Origin of the sequence: Sorangium sp. So ce302 (assembly GCF_051530145.1) — a bacterium.
GTDB classification, from domain to species: domain Bacteria; phylum Myxococcota_A; class Polyangia; order Polyangiales; family Polyangiaceae; genus Sorangium; species Sorangium cellulosum_B.
Genome location: NZ_CP150326.1, coordinates 630,665 through 649,198 on the forward strand (window position 1 = coordinate 630,665; position 18,534 = coordinate 649,198).

General features: G+C 72.3%; 18 protein-coding genes and 1 pseudogene. 7 read left to right on the top strand and 12 right to left on the bottom strand.

Annotated elements, in window-relative coordinates; all coding sequences use genetic code 11:
• Positions 1 to 48 precede the first annotated feature (48 nt).
• Complete coding sequence (locus WME73_RS02390; protein WP_437743948.1) at positions 49 to 1,215, top strand: hypothetical protein; 1,167 nt, start codon at positions 49 to 51, stop codon at positions 1,213 to 1,215.
• A 155-nt stretch (positions 1,216 to 1,370) separates the two neighbouring features.
• On the opposite strand, the gene WME73_RS02395 is transcribed toward WME73_RS02390, so the two are convergent.
• Genes WME73_RS02395 through WME73_RS02405 form a run of 3 tightly spaced genes read right to left on the bottom strand, consistent with a single transcriptional unit; the run spans position 1,371 to position 4,591 of the window.
• Positions 1,371 to 2,891, bottom strand: coding sequence for an AMP-binding protein (locus WME73_RS02395; protein WP_437914608.1), 1,521 nt, complete (start codon positions 2,889 to 2,891; stop codon positions 1,371 to 1,373).
• Positions 2,892 to 2,901: 10 nt separating this feature from the next.
• The gene (locus WME73_RS02400) at positions 2,902 to 3,171 is read right to left on the bottom strand and encodes an acyl carrier protein (protein ID WP_012233072.1); all 270 of its coding nucleotides are present in this window, start codon (positions 3,169 to 3,171) and stop codon (positions 2,902 to 2,904) included.
• A 34-nt stretch (positions 3,172 to 3,205) separates the two neighbouring features.
• Positions 3,206 to 4,591 carry a cystathionine beta-synthase gene (locus WME73_RS02405; RefSeq protein WP_437861801.1) on the bottom strand — a complete coding sequence of 462 codons (1,386 nt, stop codon included), beginning with the start codon at positions 4,589 to 4,591 and terminating at the stop codon, positions 3,206 to 3,208.
• A 388-nt stretch (positions 4,592 to 4,979) separates the two neighbouring features.
• Between WME73_RS02405 and WME73_RS02410 the strand changes: the two genes are divergently transcribed.
• Positions 4,980 to 6,347 carry a sigma 54-interacting transcriptional regulator gene (locus tag WME73_RS02410; RefSeq protein ID WP_437914609.1) on the top strand — a complete coding sequence of 456 codons (1,368 nt, stop codon included), beginning with the start codon at positions 4,980 to 4,982 and terminating at the stop codon, positions 6,345 to 6,347.
• Between the two features lie 128 nt (positions 6,348 to 6,475).
• Here the strand turns inward: WME73_RS02410 and WME73_RS02415 are convergent, their stop codons facing one another.
• Positions 6,476 to 6,775, bottom strand: a complete 300-nt coding sequence (locus WME73_RS02415) for a CsbD family protein (protein WP_437914610.1) — start codon at positions 6,773 to 6,775, stop codon at positions 6,476 to 6,478.
• A 433-nt stretch (positions 6,776 to 7,208) separates the two neighbouring features.
• On the opposite strand from WME73_RS02415, the gene WME73_RS02420 reads away from it, so the two are divergent.
• Both WME73_RS02420 and WME73_RS02425 read left to right on the top strand, forming a co-directional pair.
• Entirely contained in the window at positions 7,209 to 7,466 is a 258-nt protein-coding gene (locus tag WME73_RS02420; RefSeq protein WP_437549160.1) for a GlsB/YeaQ/YmgE family stress response membrane protein, read from the top strand.
• 411 nt (positions 7,467 to 7,877) lie between these two features.
• Positions 7,878 to 9,092 carry a pyridoxal-phosphate-dependent aminotransferase family protein gene (locus WME73_RS02425; RefSeq protein WP_437743954.1) on the top strand — a complete coding sequence of 405 codons (1,215 nt, stop codon included), beginning with the start codon at positions 7,878 to 7,880 and terminating at the stop codon, positions 9,090 to 9,092.
• On the opposite strand, the gene WME73_RS02430 is transcribed toward WME73_RS02425, so the two are convergent.
• Complete coding sequence (locus WME73_RS02430) at positions 9,089 to 10,918, bottom strand: chloride channel protein (RefSeq protein WP_437917344.1); 1,830 nt, start codon at positions 10,916 to 10,918, stop codon at positions 9,089 to 9,091. The genes WME73_RS02425 and WME73_RS02430 overlap by 4 nt on opposite strands.
• A gap of 61 nt (positions 10,919 to 10,979) precedes the next feature.
• The gene (locus tag WME73_RS02435) at positions 10,980 to 11,546 is read right to left on the bottom strand and encodes a MarR family winged helix-turn-helix transcriptional regulator (protein ID WP_437743955.1); all 567 of its coding nucleotides are present in this window, start codon (positions 11,544 to 11,546) and stop codon (positions 10,980 to 10,982) included.
• Positions 11,547 to 11,794: 248 nt separating this feature from the next.
• Between WME73_RS02435 and glyQ the strand changes: the two genes are divergently transcribed.
• Positions 11,795 to 12,742 (top strand): glycine--tRNA ligase subunit alpha, encoded by a 948-nt coding sequence (glyQ, locus tag WME73_RS02440; RefSeq protein ID WP_437861842.1) that lies wholly within the window; start codon positions 11,795 to 11,797, stop codon positions 12,740 to 12,742.
• A gap of 61 nt (positions 12,743 to 12,803) precedes the next feature.
• On the opposite strand, the gene pyrE is transcribed toward glyQ, so the two are convergent.
• From pyrE to WME73_RS02460, 4 genes are read right to left on the bottom strand one after another with little or no spacing between them, the layout of a single operon-like run.
• Positions 12,804 to 13,382: an orotate phosphoribosyltransferase gene (gene pyrE, locus WME73_RS02445; RefSeq protein ID WP_437743957.1), complete on the bottom strand. Its 579-nt coding sequence runs from the start codon at positions 13,380 to 13,382 to the stop codon at positions 12,804 to 12,806.
• Positions 13,379 to 14,080, bottom strand: coding sequence for a bactofilin family protein (locus tag WME73_RS02450; protein WP_437914611.1), 702 nt, complete (start codon positions 14,078 to 14,080; stop codon positions 13,379 to 13,381). The genes pyrE and WME73_RS02450 overlap by 4 nt, the downstream gene beginning before the upstream one ends.
• Positions 14,081 to 14,083: 3 nt before the next feature.
• On the bottom strand, positions 14,084 to 14,398 hold the full coding sequence (locus WME73_RS02455; RefSeq protein WP_012233083.1) for a bactofilin family protein: 315 nt from the start codon (positions 14,396 to 14,398) through the stop codon (positions 14,084 to 14,086).
• 54 nt (positions 14,399 to 14,452) lie between these two features.
• Entirely contained in the window at positions 14,453 to 14,881 is a 429-nt protein-coding gene (locus tag WME73_RS02460; protein WP_437914612.1) for a bactofilin family protein, read from the bottom strand.
• A gap of 627 nt (positions 14,882 to 15,508) precedes the next feature.
• On the opposite strand from WME73_RS02460, the pseudogene WME73_RS02465 reads away from it, so the two are divergent.
• Positions 15,509 to 16,861 (top strand): annotated as a pseudogene (locus WME73_RS02465) (styrene monooxygenase/indole monooxygenase family protein); the annotation flags it as partial.
• 132 nt (positions 16,862 to 16,993) lie between these two features.
• On the opposite strand, the gene WME73_RS02470 reads toward WME73_RS02465, so the two are convergent.
• Both WME73_RS02470 and WME73_RS02475 read right to left on the bottom strand, forming a co-directional pair.
• On the bottom strand, positions 16,994 to 17,782 hold the full coding sequence (locus WME73_RS02470; RefSeq protein ID WP_437914613.1) for a hypothetical protein: 789 nt from the start codon (positions 17,780 to 17,782) through the stop codon (positions 16,994 to 16,996).
• Positions 17,772 to 17,978: a hypothetical protein gene (locus WME73_RS02475; protein ID WP_437914614.1), complete on the bottom strand. Its 207-nt coding sequence runs from the start codon at positions 17,976 to 17,978 to the stop codon at positions 17,772 to 17,774. Before WME73_RS02475 ends, WME73_RS02470 begins: the two co-directional genes overlap by 11 nt.
• 201 nt (positions 17,979 to 18,179) lie before the next feature.
• On the opposite strand from WME73_RS02475, the gene WME73_RS02480 reads away from it, so the two are divergent.
• Positions 18,180 to 18,458, top strand: coding sequence for a helix-turn-helix domain-containing protein (locus tag WME73_RS02480; protein WP_437914615.1), 279 nt, complete (start codon positions 18,180 to 18,182; stop codon positions 18,456 to 18,458).
• Positions 18,459 to 18,534 lie beyond the last annotated feature (76 nt).

Sequence of the window (18,534 nt, forward strand, 5' to 3'; positions counted from 1 at the left end):
CGAAGTCGCGGCTCGCGCCGACGGTTCGCTGGCACAGAGGAGGATTTCATGAAGATCACCAAGGTTTCCGGAGTGCTCGCCCTGCTGCTGATCGCCGCCGCGGCTGCTTGCGGCAAGGGCGAGCAGCCGGCTGAGGCGAACGCGACGGTCGAGGTGACCGCCACCGCCGAATCGGCGATCGGCGAAGGCGCTTACGTCGAGGAGCACGAGAGCGGCAAGGCCGCCTTCAATGTCGCTGCCGACGGGAACGTCAAGGCCGCGGTCACGGGTCCGGACGGCAAGCCGATCCGCGAGGACGTCAGCGGCACGCTGGTGTGGAAGGACGCTTCCGGGGAGAAGAGCGTGCCGCTCACGCTCGACGCGAAGACCGGCCTCCTGGTCGCCGCCGGCCCCAAGCTGGAGGCGGATCTCACCGAGATCGGCTACACGCTCAACGTCGCCGGCAAGCCGTGGAACGGGACGCTGCACGTGCCCGCCGGCGGCACCGCCGAGCTCTTCGCCAACGCCAAGGCATCGGCGGAGCTCGGGCTGCCGGAGGGCAAGCTCGGCCCGCACGGCGGGCGCATCGAGATCGTGGGCGACGACCGCCTCGAGCTCCTGGTCGACGAGGTGACAGGCGAGGTCCGCGTCTATGTGCTCGACGCCGACCTGAAGCCCATCGACCTCGGCGAGCGCAAGATCACGCTCGGCGTGGTGGCCGAGGCGCCGCAGGTGGTCGTCCTCGCTCCGGCGGTCGCGACCGCGGACGTGGCCGCGACCGCGGCGGCGGGGGTGGCCGCGGGGGCGTACCTGACCGGCAAGCTCGCGCTCGCCGCCGATCCGCTGAAGCTGACCATCGCGGTGCGGAACGCGGGTCGCTCGGCGGTGGCCCTGTGCGGCTACCGGGCCGGGGCGGCGTTCGCCGTCCACGCGCGCGCCCCGCGCGTGAAGGTGCGCGTGAAGACCGACTGGGACGCGCGCGTCCACGCGCTCGCGAACGCCGACCTGAAGGCGAAGGCCGACATCGACCCGAAGGTCCACGTCCACGCGGGGGCCGGCGCCGCTGCCAGGGCCAACGCGAAGGCCAACGTGCACGTCAAGGCGCCGAGCGTCCGCGTGACGCCGCCGAGCGTGAACGTGCAGATCAAGGCGCCGAAGATCTCGATCCCCAAGCCGAGCTTCAAGGCGTCGGCGTCGGCCCGCGCGAGCGCGGGCGCCAAGATCGGGGCACATTGATGCGACGCGCGGCGGTGACGGGCGCGCCTGTCACCGCCGCAATCCCAGCGACGCGGCGTGCTCCGCGGCGCGATGGGGGCGAGGGCGTGAAGCTCGATGGCATAAAGCTCAACGGAGGTGAGTGGAACGGCACCTCGATGACCACCCGAGCGCGCTCACCCGGGGAGCGCGCGATAATCGATCTTCCCCGTCGAGGTCCGCGGCAGCTCGTCCATCGCGACGATCGTGTCCGGGACCATGTACGGGGGCAGCCGCTCCGCTAGGTACAGCCTGAGCGAGCGATCGTCCGCGTCCCCTGCGAGGGCGACGAAGCCGCGCAGCGTCTTGCCGAGGCGCGCGTCCTCCACGGCGATCACCGCGGCCTGGCGCACGGCGGGGTGCGACGCCAGCGCGGCCTCGACCTCGCCCGGCTCGACCCGATAACCCCGGATCTTCACCATCCGGTCGATGCGGCCGCGGAAGTAGAAGAGCCCGTCGGCCTTGCGCTCCACCCGGTCGCGGGTCCGGTACGGGCCGCCGTCCACGGTCGTCGGCCCCGAGACCACGAGCTCGCCCGTCCCGGGGCCCTCGATGACCTGGCCGCTCTCGCCGCCCGCGTCCAGCGCGCGCAGCGCGCAGTCGGCGTAGGGGCACGCGACGCCGATCGGGACCTCGCTCGCCCCGTCGAGCGCCGCGCGGTCGACCCGGTGGAACGTGCAGACGTTCGTCTCGGTCGGGCCGTAGAGGTTGTAGAGCGCCGCGCCGGGCGCCCGCGCCGCCAGGGCCGCGAGCTCGCGCGGCGGGAAGACCTCGCCGGCGAAGAGGATGGCGCGCACGGGCGAGAGCGCGAAAGCCGGCGCCGGCGCGCCCGCGTCCGCCGCGGGGAGCGCCGCGACGAGCTTCATGAACATCGACGGCACACCGTAGATGACCGTCGGCGCGAGCGCGCTCACCGCGTCGCGGAGCGCGCGGCCCGAGGCGAGGTCGCGCCGCGCCATCATCGCGAGCGTCGCGCCCGCGCGGAACGTCGCGAGGTGGTCGAACCAGGCGAGATCGAAGACGAGCTCGGCCACGCGGAGGACCCGATCCGCCGGCGTGAGCCCGACGAGGTCGATGCAGAAGGCCGTGAACGCATCGAGCCCCGCCCACGTGATGGGGACCGGCTTCGGCTCGCCCGTGCTGCCCGACGTGTGCAGGATGCACGCGACGTCCTGCGCGCGGTCGTCGCGGGCGCGGCCGTCGCTCGTCCCGTCGTCGCCGTCCGCACCGGCGCGCGCGGCCCCGCGCAGCGTGCGCCCCTCGGCGTCGAGCTCCACGCGCGGCAGGCCCCCGCGGAGCTCGGCGTCGATGCCGGCCGCGAGGCCCGCGGCCGCGGCGTCGAGCACGAGCGCCCGGCACCCCCGGGCCCGCGCGATCCGCCCGAGCCGCGCCGGCGGCGCGGTCGCGTCGAGCGGGACCGCCACGGCGCCGGCCGTGAGCACCCCGGCGAGCGCCACCGGCTCGTCGTGCGCCCGGCCCAGCGAGAGCAGCGCCACCCGGTCGCCCGGGCGCACGCCCGCCCCGCCGAGCGCCGCGCCCACGGCCGCCGCGCGCGCCGCGAGCTCGGCGTAGCTCACCGCGGCGCCGCGCGACGCGAGCGCGACGGCGTCGCCGCGCGCGGCCAGGTCCTCGGCGCGCAGGCGGAACGTGCCGGCCACCCGCTCCCCGCTAGCCCTGCGCGGCCGCGATGCGGCCGGCGACGAAGCGCGCCATGCTGTCCACGGTCGACACCGCGTCGAGGTCCACCTCCTCGTCCGGGATCTTCACGCCGAAGCGCTGCTCGATGAACACGAGCACCCGCGTCAGCGACATCGAGTCGAAGCCGGACCCGCCCGCGAACAGATCCTCGTCCAGGGCGAGCGGCGCCTTGCGCAGCAGGATCTCCTTCGCGATATGGTCGTGCAGCGCGCGCCGCACCGTGTCGAGATCGTAGGTCACCGCAATGGTCCCTTTCCAGCCGGAGCTCGGGCGCTCAGCCGATGGCCGGCGTCGCCTTGCGGGCAAGATAGTCGATGAGGTCGATCTTGGACACGACGCCGAGCACCGTCTCCTTGTCGACGACGAGCGCGATCTTCGCGTCGCTCAGGACGCCCTTCAGGAGCTCGACCTTCGTCGCGGGCGTCACGGTCGCATAGTCGCTCTCGACGAGCCCGCCGATGCTCGAGTCGAGCGTGCCGCTCCCCGTCACGAGGTGCCGGAGCAGGTCGATCTCGTGGACCATCCCGCGCAGCTTGCCGTCCTGGGTCACCGGGAGCTGGCTTATCCCGTGCGATTTCATCATGTCGATGACCTCGCGGACCCTGGCGTTCGCGTCGGCGGTGACCACCGCCCCGCTGGGCTTGACGGCGAGCAGGTCGCGCACCGTCCCGAGGCCCTTGTCCTCCTCGAGGAAGCCGTTCTCTCGCATCCAGTCGTCATTGAAGATCTTCGAGATGTACTTGGACGCGCCGTCGGGCAAAAGAACGAGGATGTTCTCCTTCTTCCCGCTCTGCCGCGCATACTTGATCGCGCCGGCCACCGCCGCGCCCCCGGAGCCGCCCACGAAGAGGCCCTCGAGCCGCACGAGGTCCCGCGTCATGAGGAAGCACTCCTTGTCGTCGACCCGGATGATCTCGTCGATGATCTTGAGGTTCATCGTGCTCGGGAAGAAATCCTCGCCGATCCCCTCGACCTTGTAGGCAAACGGCTTCGTGATCCGCTGGGTCTTCACGTAATCGTAATAGAGCGAGCCGACCGGGTCGACGCCGACCATCTTGATCTCTGGCTTCCTCTCCTTGAGGAACTTGCCAATGCCGCTCAGGGTGCCCCCTGTCCCCATGCCGGCGACGAAGACGTCGAGCTCGTCGCCGCACTGCGCCCAGATCTCGGGGCCGGTGGACCGGACGTGGGCCTCGGGGTTCGACGGGTTGTGGTACTGGTTCGCGTAGAAGCAGTTCGGCGTCTCGTCGGCGATGCGCTTGGCCACCTGGTAGTAGCTGCGCGGGTCGTCGGGCTCGACGGCGGTGGGACAGACCACGACGCGGGCGCCATAGGCGCGCAGCGTCGCGATCTTCTCTTGCGACATCTTGTCCGGCATGACGAAGACGCACTTGTATCCCCGGATGGCCGCGACCATCGCGAGCGCGGCGCCCGTGTTGCCGCTGGTCGCCTCGACGATCGTCCCGCCGGGCTTGAGCCCGTTCGCCTCGGCGTCGCGGATCATGTTCAGCGCGACCCGATCCTTGTGGCTGCCGCCCGGGTTCAGGTACTCGCACTTCACATAGATGTCGCTCTCGAGCCCCTCGGTGACCCGGTTCAGCTTGACGATCGGCGTGTCGCCGACGGCCTTCGTGATATCGCTGCGCGCGCCTCGCATCATGGGGAGACCTCTTAGCCGCCGCGCGCCGCAGCGACAAGGGGAGTCCGCGCGCGCGGCGGCGCCGCGAGAGGCGGGCTCGCCACAGCGCTGGCGAGCGCGCGCGCCTGCCGTGACTGCCGGGCCCGGCCGTCGGCCATCCTTCCTATCCTTCTAGAAGAGAAAGCAAAAGAAATTGTGTTTACGATGGGGGTCCACACTGCCCCTATCCGGCGCGTTATCGTCACGGGTTCAAAGGCCCTGACGGTGGCGAGCCAGAGCTCTCCGGCGCGAGCCGCCGGGGCGCGGCGCTGGCGCGTTGACGTCAACGCCACGCGGCGCTGCTGCGCGCGCCGGGGCGAGCGGACCGGCGGGCGATCTCGCGCCGCGCTCCCTGTGGTAGACTGGCGAAATGGCGTCCGAGCCGAAGATCCACCCGAGCGCCGAGACGGCGCTCCTCAAGGTCCGCTCCAAGGAGATCGCGTTCAGCCGCTTCCGCGTGCAGGTGACCGCCGGCCCGGACGCCGGGGCGTCCCAGACGTCGGACGCGACGGAGTTCGTGATCGGCACGGCGCCCGGCAACCAGCTCATCCTCACCGACCGGGCGGTGTCGCGGCACCATTGCGTGATCTCGGTCACCCCGCGGGGGTTCTTTCTCCGCGATCTCGGCAGCAAGAACGGCACGACCCTCTCCGGCTTCCGCATCGAGGCGGCCTATCTCCTGCCGGGCGCCTTGCTCGGGGTCGGGCAGTCCACGCTCCGCTTCGAGCCGCTGGCCGAGGAGATCCGCGAGCCGCTCGGCGACGAGGAGCGGTACGGCCGGGTGCTCGGGCAGAGCGCCGCGATGCGCCGCATCTTCGGGGCGCTGCCGCGGATCGCCGCGTCGGACTCGACGGTGCTGATCGAGGGCGAGACGGGCACGGGCAAGGGCCTGCTCGCCGAGGCGATCCACGAGAGCAGCCCGCGCGCTGGGGGGCCGTTCGTCGTGATCGACTGCGGATCCATCCCGCCGACGCTCATCGAGGCCGAGCTCTTCGGGCACGCGAAGGGGGCGTTCACGGGCGCGCAGGCGGCGCGCGCCGGCGCCTTCGAGGCGGCGCGGGGCGGCACCGTGCTGCTCGACGAGATGGGCGAGCTCCCGCTCGACATGCAGCCGAAGCTCCTGCGCGTGCTCGAGGAGCGGCAGATCCGTCGCATCGGCACGATCGAGCCGACCAAGCTCGATATCCGGGTCATCGCGACGACCAACCGCGATCTCCGCCAGGAGGTGAACCGCGGAAATTTCCGGTCGGATCTCTACTACCGGCTCAACATCGTCCGCCTCCGCGTCCCCGCGCTGCGCGAGCGCCCCGACGACATCGCGATGCTCACCGCGCATTTCTACCGGCAGCTCGCGCAAGGGCAGGACCAGAGCCCCCCCGGCGAGCTGCTGGAGGCCTTCATGCGGCAGGACTGGCCGGGCAACGTCCGCGAGCTCCGCGGCGCGGTGGAGCGCGCGGTGCTGATGATCGATCCCGCGCTGTTCCGCGAAGCCGTGATGGGCTCCGAGGGGGTGGACAGCGGCGCCCCGGCGCTCCCGGCGCCCCGGGACGACGAGCTCAACCTGTCGTTCCGCGAGGCGAAGGAGCGCGCCGTGGCGCGCTGGGAGCGCACGTTCCTCACGGCGCTCGTGCGCGCGAACGGCGGCAACCTCTCGCGCGCGGCCCGCGCGGCGCGGATGGACCGCAGCCACCTGCGCGAGCTCCTCCAGCGGCACGGCGTCTCGGCGACGGAGGCGTGACGGCCGGGCCCCCGGGCCAGCGCCGGAGACGGCCGCGCGCGCGCCTGGTGAGCGGCTAGGGCGGCGCCGGAGGCGGCCCGCCCCGCCGGACCTCCGGCGGGCGGCGCCAGGGCGCGCCCTCTCGCTGGTTACTGGTTGGCCTTCTGGCGGTTCTCTCCCTTGAGCTCCTTGGCCTTCCCTTCGGCGGCCATCTGCTCGTTATCGACCAGCTTGCCGACTCGGTTCTTGATCGCGCCGGCGGCCTCTTCGACCGCGCCCTTCGCGCGCTCCTCCGCCTTGGCGTCCTCCTTTTGTACCTTTCCTCGGAGCTCCTTGGCGCGGCCCTCCGCTTCCATCTGCTCGTCGCCGAGCAGCTGGCCGAGGCCCTTCTTGATCTTGCCGCCCATCTCTTCGGCGGCCCCTTCATTGCGATCGCTTGCGTTGCTCATTGCATCCTCTCGTGGCGTGGCCTCCGCAGAGCCTCTCTGCGGCGCGCCGCCGCCGTCGACCTCGCATTGGCAACCTCCAGATCTAGCAACCGGTGCGCCATCGCATGCCGAACGGTCTTTTCGAGGACGCGGAAGGGCGATTGGGGCAGGCTACCTCGCTCGCGCTCTGCCTCTCGGCTCGCCTGAGGCAATACGCCACGCGGCGGCCAAGCAAGCAATCCCACGGTCCGACCGGACGGCCCGCGCTCTCCTGGGGGCGCACCCGCGCTGCGGTCGGATTTCGCGGTGAATGCGGCGATGCGAGCGCTCTGTCCGCGGCGTTCAGCTCGGCTGGGCGTCTGTGGAGAGCCGGGACTCCAGGGCATGGCGCGGCGCTTGCTGAACAGCCTGCATAGCAACGAGGAGCACTTCGCTCCTTTCTGGGAGGTTCATCATGTCGTTCATTCTCTTTCTCCTGTTTGGCCTCGTCGTCGGTGCTCTGGCGCGCCTCATCGTCCCTGGACGTGAGCCGGGCGGGTGGGTCGTCTCGATGATCATCGGCGTTGTCGGCTCCTTCATCGGCGGGCTGCTCGGCCGCATGTTGTTCATGTACCGTGAGGGTGAGCCGGCTGGCTTCTTCATGTCGCTCATCGGCGCCATCGTGCTGACCGCCGGTTATCAGGCGATCGCGCGGCGCCGTACGGTGGTATGAGCGGGCCGAGCGATCCTCTCTTGAGGCGCCACGCCCGATACCGGCCCACGGCGCTGCACGAAGGAGCTCTCGATCCGCCGCCGCGATCTGTAACGTCCGGGAGCACCTCGGGCCGAGAGCAGGAGGCGCGGAGGAGGCGCCGCGACCCGTGAGCGCGATCTCGGCTCAGGCGGCGCGGCGCGCCCCCCTCTCGCTCGGCAGGCTGGAGGGGGCCCTGCCCGTCGCACGGCCCACCCCCCAGGGTCGTACGACGAGCAGGGCCTTCGGCGGCCTGTGGCGGCCTGCGGCGCGGACTCCGGCGCCAGCACCGCATTTCCGCCGGCGCCGCGTCCGCTCGCCGGGTAACGCTTGACGCCGCAGGAGGCTTTGGGCTTGCTAGCGGGCTCCGCGCTTTTGCCCAAGGTCCTGGCCATGTCGTTCTCGATCCTGCCCCCGCCGATCACGCCCCTCGCCGCGATCCTGCCGTCCGAGCCGCTGCTGCTCATGGGCGCCGGTCCGGTGCCCATCCCGCAGGCGGTGGCCCAGGCGAACGGGGTCATCATCAATCACCTCGGCCCCACCATGGACCGCGTCATCCAGAACGTGAAGTACATGGCGGCCTATGCGTTCCAGACGCGCAGCGACAAGATCCTCGGCCTCGCCGGGCCCGCGTCCGCGGCGATGGAGATGGCCGTGGCGAACCTGTGCTGGCCCGGGCGCAAGGTGCTTTGCCTGAAGGTGGGGACGTTCAGCGGGCGCCTCGGCGAGATGGCGCTCGGCGTGGGCGCCGATGTCACCTTCCTCGAGGGGCCGCCCGGGCGGCCCGTGTCGCTCGCGGACGTGCGTGAGGCGATGAAGAAGCAGCGCTACGACGTGGTCACGATGGCGCACGGCGAGACGTCCTGCGGCGTCCGCATGGTCGAGATGCCGGAGATCTGCAAGCTCGCGAAGACGCAGGGCGCCCTCACGATCGTCGACGCGGTGGTCACGCTCACGGCCATGCCGGTGCACATGGACGAGTGGGGCATCGACGTCGGCATCGTCGGCGGGCAGAAGGCGCTGTCGTCGATCCCGGGCGTCTCGGCCTGCGCGTTCTCGCAGGACGCGTGGAAGGTCGTCGAGGAGCGCCCCCTGCCGCGCCCGCACTGGTGCTACGACGCGACGCGCGCGCAGCGGTTCTGGGGCTACCAGCAGTACCACTACACGGCGCCGGTGCCCGGCGTGCTCGCGCTGCACGAGGCGCTGCGCCTCGTCTGCGAGGAGACGCTCGAGCGGCGGTTCCGTCGCCACGAGATGAGCTCCCTGGCCATGCAGGCGGGCCTCGAGGCCATGGGGCTCGAGCTGTTCGCGTCGAAGGACGTGCGCCTCAACAGCGTGCTCGCCATCAAGCTGCCGTCCGGCGTCGATAGCGCGCGGATCCGCGAGTACATGACCAAGGCCTTCCGCGTCGAGATCTCGGGCGCCTTCGGCCTCAACATCGTGCGTGTGGGCCAGATGGGCGAGCAGTGCCGCTCGCACAACCTGTTCAAGACGCTCTACGCGATGGGCATGAGCTTCCAGCGAGAGGGCGTGAAGCTCGACGTCGCCAAGGGAATGGCCGCGCTCGAGCAGGGTCTGGCGGGCGATCGCGATTACTTCGTGGACTAGCTCTGCCCCACGGTGGCCCGGTCCGGGATGGCCGGACCTCCGCGCCGCCTCGCGGCGGCAAGGGCTTGCTCGCGGCGCTTGCCGGCGTCGATCCGGCTCCGATGCGCGTCGAGCAGATCGCTGCGCGTCAGGATCCCGAGGACCTTGCGGGGGGCCTGCCTGGACACGACAGGGAGCCTCCCCACCCCCTCGGTGACCATGTGATCGGCGGCTTCGCGCAAGGAGCTGTCCTCGAACACCACGGCGGGCGGCCGCCGGACCAGGTGGCGGATCGAGATGGTACCGGCCTGCTCGGTGAGCACATCGCGCTGGGTGACCACGCCGACGAGCTCCCCCCGATCGTCCACGACCGGGAAGCCCTGGTGGCGCGAGCCCGCCGCCTGCGACAGCAGAAAGGCGCGGGCCGCCTCGACCGTATCGTCGGCGGCGAGCGTCACGGCGGGGCGCGAGGCGGCCTCGCCGGCGGTGATCTGCGCCAGGTGATCGGCCGCGTACTCGACCGTCACGCGCGCGCCGCGGCGGGCGATCTTCTCCGTCATGATGGAGTGCCGCATCAGCAGGCTGGAGACGAGGAAGGCCGCGCTGCAGCCGCCGAGCAGCGGCAGCAGCCCCATCGGCTGCCGGGTCGTCTCGAAGGCGAAGACGACGGACGCGAGGAGCGCCCGGGACGCGCCCGCGAAGATCGCCGCCATCCCGACGAGCCCGGCGACGCGCGCGTCCACGCCGAGCCCGGGGAGGAGCGCGCTCGCGGCCAGGCCGAGGATCGCGCCGAGCCCGCCGCCGACGGTGAAGAGCGGCGCGAGCGTCCCGCCCGAGGTGCCGCTGCCGAGCGCGATCGACCAGGAGATGAACTTCATCAGCGAGAGCGACACGAGCGCGGCGAGCGCCAGGCGGCCGCTCAGGATGTCGTCGATGTTGCTGTACCCGACCCCGAGCGTCCGCGGCGCGAAGTAACCCACGACGCCGATCGCGACGGCGCCGATCGCCGGCCACCACATCCAGTGGAGCGGCAGCCGCTCGAACGCCTCCTCGATCGCGTAGATCGCGCGGGTGGCGCCCATCGCCGCGAGGCCGAGGACCGCGCCGAGCACGATGTAGAAGGCGAGCGCGGGGCCGGTCGAGGGCGCCACGGACGCCATCTCGAACGCGGGCGCGGTGTGGCCTGCGCAGAGGCGCGCCGCGGTCGCCGTGGTCGCGGCGAGGGCGACGGGGATCACCGAGCGCGGGCGGTACTCGAAGAGCAGGAGCTCGATCGCGAGCAGCACGGCCGCCACCGGGCTGCCGAAGGTCGCCGACATGCCCGCCGCCGCGCCCGCGGCGAGCAGCGTCTTGCGCTCGTCCGCGGTGATCCGGAGCAGCTGCCCGACCAGCGAGCCGAGCGCGCCGCCGGTGGCGATGATGGGGCCCTCCGCGCCGAACGGACCGCCGGTGCCGATGGCGATCGCCGCGGAGAGCGGCTTGAGCAGCGTTATCCGCGGCGGGATGCGGCTCTGGTTGAACAGCACCTGCTCCATCGCCTCCGGGATCCCGTGGCCGCGGATCGCCTGCGAGCCGTAGCGCGCCATCACGCCGACGACGAGCGCGCCGAGGATCGGCACCACGAGCACGAGGAGGCCGAGGTGGTGCTCGGCGGGCGACGCGGGGGCGGCGGACAGCCGGCCGAAGAACGCGAGGTTCGTGATGACGGCGATGAGCGTGGTGAGCAGCTCCGCCGCGAGGAAGGCCACGCCGCCGAGCGCGATCGCGAGGCCGCTGACGAGGACGACCCGCCGGTCGACGGCGGCGCTGGGCGCGGGGACGCGGAGGTCCTCGAGGGTCGGGCCCATCGAGGGGGCGACCGGGATGCTCTCGGTGACTGGTGGGGGTGGGGCGTTCAATCTGGACAATTCAGCTCTCCTCGCGGTCTGTCGCTTCGGGTTCGGCTCCGGCGGGGGTCTCCTCGCCTTCGAAGAACAGCGGGGGGGCCTCGTCGCCGGCGCCGAGCGCCCGGGCGAGGGTGGCGAGGCTCTGCGCGAGCGCGCTGCGCTCGTCGGCGGGCAGGCGGTCGACGGCGGTGACGAGCTCGGCCTGCGCGGTGCGGGGCGCGCGGCGGAGCAGCGCGCGGCCGGCAGCGGTGAGCGAGATCTCGGTCCGGCGCGCGTCCTCAGGCGAGGCGCGCCGGGTGACCAGCCCTCGCTCGGCCAGGCGCGTCACCACGACCGACACCGAGCTCTGGTGCGTCAGCGTGCGCTGCGCGAGCTCGGCGATCGAGGACGCGGCGGCCTGATCGAGCTGCTGCAGCACGAACAGCTGCGCGCTGCTCAGGCCGAGCTGCCGCTCGCACGCGCGCGACGAGACGCGCAGGCGCTGTACGATCGCGCGGATCGCATCCATGACCCGCTGCGCGTCGGGCCCGCCGGGGGCCTGCCGCGCGGGGCTCTTCCGGCGCGCCGTCGAAGAACCATGGGCTCCCATATAATTGCGCGGGAACCTACGCCGCTCGCCGGTCAACCGCAAGCAGTCTGCGGACCTCCGGGCGGCAGGGGCGGATCGAGGCGGGCCGTCCTCGACGGGGTGGTCGCGGGCGGCGGTGGATGGCGGCGGGGGCGCCGGTGCGGCGCGCGGCGCGCGGGCCTGGAGGCAGCGCGCCGGGCGGACCGTGCGGGCGACGCTACGCGGGGCGTCGCCTGCGCGCGCGATCCAGGCTAAGAACCGGCCCTCCCATGACCTTCCAAGACCTCATTCTCACCCTGCAGAAGTTCTGGGCCGATCGCGGCTGCCTCATCGTGCAGCCGTACAACTCGGAGGTCGGCGCCGGCACCTTCAACCCGGCGACGTTCCTGCGCGCGCTCGGCCCCGAGCCCTGGAATGTGGCCTTCGTCGAGCCTTCCCGGCGGCCCGCGGACGGTCGTTACGGGGAGAACCCGAACCGTATGCAGCAGTTTCACCAGTTCCAGGTGATCCTCAAGCCGAGCCCGATCGACATCCAGGACCTCTACCTGGAGTCGCTGCGGGCGATCGGCACGAACCCGCTCGATCACGACGTCCGGTTCCTCGAGGACGACTGGGAGTCGCCGACGCTCGGGGCGTGGGGGCTCGGCTGGCAGGTGTGGATCGACGGGCTCGAGATCTCGCAGTTCACCTACTTCCAGCAGATCGGCGGGATCGACTGCCGCCCCGTGTCCGGCGAGCTCACCTACGGGCTCGAGCGGATCGCGATGTACCTGCAGGACAAGGACAGCATCTACGACGTCGTCTACTCGGACAGGGGCGGGAAGATCGTGCGCTACGGGGACATCTACCAGCGCGCCGAGTGGGAGTGGTCGACCTACAACTTCGAGGAGGCCGACATCGCCGAGCACTTCGCGGCGTTCGACGTCTGCGAGGCCGAGGTGAAGCGGCTCCTGTACCGGGGCGCGGATCCGGCGGCGAAGGGGGCGGCGATCGATCCGAAGAAGGCGCTGGTGCTCCCGGCCTACGATTTCGTCGTGAAGGCGGCCCACCGCTTCAACGTCCTCGACGCGCGGGGCGCGATCAGCGTCACCGAGCGGCAGCGCTTCATCGGCCGTGTCCGCGCGCTCGCGCGGGCGGTCGCCGAGACGTACGTCGCGCAGCGCGAGGCGCTCGGCTATCCGCTCCTCGGCGAGCCGCAGGCGAAGGCGGCGGAGTAGCGCGCAGCCGAGGCGGCGGGCAGCGCGCCGTCGCCTCGGCCGGGCTGCGCGTCGCGCAGCCTCAGCCGGGCGGGGTGTCCGGGATGAAGTCGCGGCGGGTGCAGATCGCGACGACCGGCAGCCCCGCGGCGCGGATCGCCTCCGCGCCGCCCTCGAGGCGGTCGACCAGGGCGATCACGCCGACCACGGAGGCGCCCGCGGTGCGGAGCTTCTCGACCGCCTTCAGCGTCGAGCCACCCGTCGTGATCACGTCCTCGAGGATCGCGACGGGCATCCCGGGCACGAGGCCGCGATCGCCCTCGACGAGGCGCCGCGAGCCGTGGTCCTTGACCTCCTTGCGCACGTAGAGCGCGGGGAGGGGGCGGCCGCGCAGGAAGCTCGTGAGCGACACAGCGCTCGCGAGGGGGCACCCCCCGAGCTCGACGCCGGCGACGGCCTCGCACCGCGGGAGCGCGCCGAGCGCCTCGAACATGAGCGAGCCGACGAGGGCGTGGCCCTCGGCGGTCAGCACCGACTGCTTGCAGTCGATGAAGAAGTCGCTCTCCCGGCCGGACGCGAGGACGACGCGCTTCTGCTCGAACGAGCGCTCGCGCAGCAGCGCGACGAGCCGCTCCCGCTCCGAGGCGCCGGCGGCGCTCACCGGCCGCCCCGCTTGCGCAGCGAGGCCTTCGCGGCCCCCTTCCGGAGCGCGGGGACCACGGGCGGCGGCGGCCCGCCGGCGCTCTCGGCCGCCTCGGGCTCGTCACCCTCGCCGGCGGCCGAGGCCGACAGATCGGCCTCCTCGTCATCGTGAACGGCCGCGAGGCGCGGCTCCGGCGCAGGAGCGGGCCTCGCCTCGACGACCGGGCGCGCCGCCGGCGCGGGGCGCGCGGGGGCAGGCGCGGCGCGCGGCGCAGGCCGGGCGGGCGGCGCAGGCGCGCGCTGCTCCGCCAGCGCACGCGCCGGCCGCGCCGCCGCGGCGCGCGGCGCAGGTGCAGCGGCGGCGGTCCGCGCCGGGGCGGGGGCGGCGGCCACGGCGAGCGGCGCGCCGGTGGTGACGTTGCCGCGCACCAGCGCGCCCGCGTGGATGCCGATCTGCGGCGCGCCGAGGTCGCCGACGACGCGCGCGCCGGGCTCGAGGATCACGGCCTCGTCGCCGGAGATGTTCCCGGCGACGGCGCCGCGGACGACGACGCGCCGCCCGCGGACGTCGCTCTGGATGAGCGCGCCCTCGCCGATGGTCACGTCGCCGGTCATGACGACGCTCCCCTCGACGCGGCCGAGGATCTCGAGATCCCCGTCGCCCTGCACGTTGCCGCGGATGGCCGTCGTCGGCCCGATCGAGGACTGGGCGGCCATCGGCTACACGTCCATGTCGACGTTGCCCTTGAACGAGGCTCCGTCCGCGATGGTCAGCCGCGACGCCTTCACGTCGCCGACGAGGCGACCGCCAGCGAGGAGATCGACGCGATCGGCCGCCGTGACGTTGCCGGTCACGTTGCCGCCCACCTGGAGCGACGCCGCCCCGATGTCCGCTTCGATCAGCGCCCCTGCGTCGATGGTGAGAGGCCCCTCGACGGTGAGCTTTCCGCGCACCGTCCCGGCGACGATCACCTCCTCGTCGGAGGTGATCTCGCCCTCGATCGTGAGCCCGTTTCCGATGATCGTACCCGCCACGTTCGTGCTCCTCGCCGCGCCCTCGCGGCGCGATTCTTCGTCCGTCAACGCGCGCTACCGCCCTGCCGGTTCACGCCGCGGGGCCTGCCCGCGCCCGCCGGTCCTCCGCTCCGAGAGCTCGGCCGGGAGGTCGAACTCCGCCTCGATGCGGCCGGCGAACGCCGCGCCTTCCTCGAGGATCACCTCGCTGCCGCCCACGTTTCCGGCGTACTGCGCGGTCGCCCGGATCGTGACGGGGCCGCGCGACGCGACGTCCCCCGTGAGCTGGCCGGACACGACGAGCGAGCTCGCCTCGACGTCTCCGGTGACCGTCGCTCCGTCCTCGATCTCGAGGTCGCCAGCCAGCTGGATGTTGCCCTCGACGCTCCCCTCGACCCGGAGCGAGCCGTCGCCATGGACGCGCCCGCGGATGCGGGCGCCCCGTCCGATGAGCGATTCGGCAGCGTCCGATTCGCTGCGCGTCGTTGTCGAACCTCGGGCCATTCTCGTCTCCTGTGCGCGGAGGGAGCCGCGCGAGCCGGGGCGCGCACCAGACGCCCGGCTCGTCCGCTGGAGCTGGGCGAACTGGATCGCTCAGCCCCGCGGCGGCGCGGACGCTACTCCAAGCGGCTGCGCCTCGCAACCGGCGGGCGGGCTCGGTGGCGGCGCGCTCCGTGGACTGACTGCAGCGGAGCCCTCGGGGGGAGGGGGCGTCGCGCGGGGGGCGAGGGGGGCCCTCCCACGAACTCGCGCCTTTTGGTGGCAATGGCCTGCTGTACGGAGCTGGCGAGTCCATGAGGACTGGCTGCGATGCGGGCCGGCGCTCGGGTTCGTGGGGCCCTCCCCCTCGCCCCCCGCGCGACGCCCCCTCCCCCCGAGGGCTCTCTCCGGCGGGAAGCGCGGCGCGAGGGGAACGGGGAACGGGGATCGGGGATCGATGCGCGGCACCGGAGCATGCGGGCGCGCGTGGTGGGCGCTTCCTGCGGGGCTGGCTCGGGTGATACGGTCTCTCTTGACTGGGCTTTCCTTGCTCGAGACGCCTGCTGTGGCCCTGACGGCGAACCGACTCGGATGGCTCGGCGCGCGTCGCCCGTGAGGCGAGCGCAGACCAAACCAACCCGGGGGTTCCTCATGCGGAAGATAGCTATCGTGGGGTCTGGACAGGCCGGCCTGCTCGCGGCGCACGCCCTGGTGAAGGCCGGCTACGAGGTGACGCTCTACTCGGATCGCACGCCCGAGCAGTGGCTCAACGAGTCAAAGCCGACCGGCACCGCGGCGCGGTTCGACGTCGCGCTCGCGTTCGAGCGCGAGCTCGGCCTGGCCTTCTGGGAGGACGCCGCGCCCCGAGGCCACGGCGCCCAGGTGACCGCGTCTGCCACCCCGGGCAACCGCCTCCTGACGCTGGCGGGCCGCCTCGAGCAGCACTTCTTCGCGATCGATCTCCGGCTCCAGAGCCACCGGTGGATGCTCGAGCTCGAGCGGCGGGGCGGCAAGATCGCGATCGAGCCCGTCACGATCCCGCGGCTCGACGCGATCGCCGCCGAGAACGATCTCACCGTCGTCGCCGCTGGACGGGGGGATCTGTGCAACCTGTTCGAGCGAGACGCCGCGCGCAGCGTCCACTCGGAGGCGCAGCGCAACGTCGTCATGATGTGCGTGATCGGCCCGAAGCTCGGGTTCGACGGCATCCCGATGCTCCCGGTCAAGTTCAACCTGTTCGCGGGCATCGGCGAGGCGTTCTGGGTGCCCTACCACCACAAGGACGTGGGACCGAGCTGGAACTGCCTCGTCGAGGCGGTGCCCGGCGGGCCGCTGGACAGGTTCCAGGGCGCGAAGTCGGGCGAGGAGATCATCGCGATCGCGAAGGGGCTGGTGAAGGAGCTCATCCCCTGGGACTACGAGTGGTTCAGGGGAGCCGAGCTGTCGGACAAACACGGATGGCAGAACGGGCGGGTCGTCCCCGCGGTGCGCAAGCCCGTCGGACGGCTGCCCTCCGGCCGGATCGTGACGCCGCTGGGCGACACGGCGATGTCGATCGATCCGATCGGCGGCCAGGGCGCCAACAACGGCAACAAGATGGCGCGCAACCTGGTCGAGTGCATCGTGCAGCACGGCGAGCGCCCGTTCGACGCCGACTGGATGACGCGCACCTTCGATCGCTTCTACGCGCGGCACGGCGGGCCCACCGACCGGTTCAACAACATCCTGCTCGCCGGGGTTTCGCCTCCGATGGCCCACCTCCTCATGGCGCAGTACGGCAGCGACGGGCGGGCGGACAACACGAGCGGGCAGCAGGCGCTCGCGAACGCCTTCGTGAACAACTTCAACGATCCGGCGCGGCTGACGGCGGTCCTCGAGGACGTCGGGCGGGTGCGCGCGTTCATCCGGCAGACGACCGGGAAGCCCTGGCCGCTCGCGCTCGCAGCAGGGGGCGTGGGCGTCGGCATCGCGCAGGTGCGGCAGCGCTTCGGGCTCCCGCCGGGGCATCCGGAGGAGCTCGCCACGGTTCGACGTGGTCGCGGAGATGGCTCCGCGATGGCTACTCCAGGACGGGGTGGTACCGCCCGCTCGGCGTGACGATGACGGCGGTCCGCGCCCCGGTCGAGCAGCGGGAGCTCAGTGGTTCCCGAAGGGCCTGCTGAACCAGACGTTCGCGATCGAGCCGAGCCGCTCGGCGACGAGCGCCGCCGTCGCCGTGTCTCCCGGCAGCACGAAGACACGGAGGCCGGCGATCGAGGCATCGGGCGCCCATGCGTGCAACGCCGAGCCGACCGCCGGCTCTTTCCTGAGCGCCTCGAGCGCTTGCTGCGCGAGCTCTCTCTGCTTCCGCGTGTGACAGCCGGGACGCAGCTCGACCGGGACGCGCCTTGGAACCGGGATCTGGGCCTGGATCGATGCCCAATCCTGGAAGTCCGGCTCGAAGACGACGACGATCGACCGCCGCTTCCGCTCGGGCACCACCCCGATGAACGACGGGTGTTTCGAGAGCAAATCGTGCAGCGGCTGGTAGTCGGTCACGCGGAGCGCTGGCCATGCCATCTCGCCGGTCGGGCTCGTGCTGCCGGGCGCCTGAACCTCCGGCTCGCAGTAGGGCTGCAGGTTCACGCCGACCGCGTGGTCCCCGGTGATCTTGTGCTGCGCGCGCTGGATCGTCTCGAGGGTGACCGGGCTGAAGGCCGCTCGATCAACGGCGGGATGGACCTCGCTCGATCGACTTGCCGCCGGGGCGGCCTCCGGCCTCGAGGACGACGGCGCGGCCGACGTCGAGGCCGGGGCTCCCTGTGGTTTCGCGCCGGTGGTCGCTGCATCGCCGCCGCTCCCCGGTGTAGGAGCGTTGCACCCGGCCACGAGGAGGAGGGAAGCGGCGAGCGGTCGGGCCGCGGCGAGGCTCCAATCAGAACGCAACGGTGACTCCTAGCTGAGATTCGATGTCGCCGACCGAATGAAACCAGGTCTGGTCGAAGGGGGCCACCACGAACCCGGCGATGTGCATCCCGACGATCCCAGCGTTCCCGGAGCTGACGGGGATCAGTCCGGCCTCGGTCGCGGTCGGGATCTCGGCCGCCGTCTCGGCGGGGGCGTCGACGGGGGCGCCGCTCATCGGGGCCACCTCCGAGCGCGGGTGAGCGAGCGGGCGAAGAGGCGGCGAGCGAGGCGGAGCCGCGTGGCCACCGTCGGCCTCGGGATCGCGAGCGCCGCCGCGATCTCGCGCGTCGTCAGGCCGACGGCGGTGGGAGCACGCCAACACGAATGAGACATAGGAGATTCTATTCCAGGTCGCAGGAGAGACGACGCCTTCGCCATGCCTGATGCCCGGCTGGAGGAGGTGCTCGGCTTCATCGGGGCCAACGTCCGCCGGATCCGCCTGAAGCGCGGCATGACGCAGCAAGAGCTCGCCAGCGCAGCCGGAATCGCCCTCGGATTTCTGCAGAAGGTCGAGCGCGCCAAGACCAACGTCGGGGTGGCCGTCCTTGTGAGGCTGGCCGACGTGCTCGGCGTCCGGCCTGGGGTGCTGTTCCGCCAGCGGCAGCTTCCGCCGGTCAAGCGGGGCCGGCCACGCAAGGCGCGACCCCGCGCGTAGTGATCCCGAACGTTGGGCAAGCGCTTCGAGGCCGCTGCGGAACGAGGCGGCGCCCACGCACGTGCGTGGCGCGCGG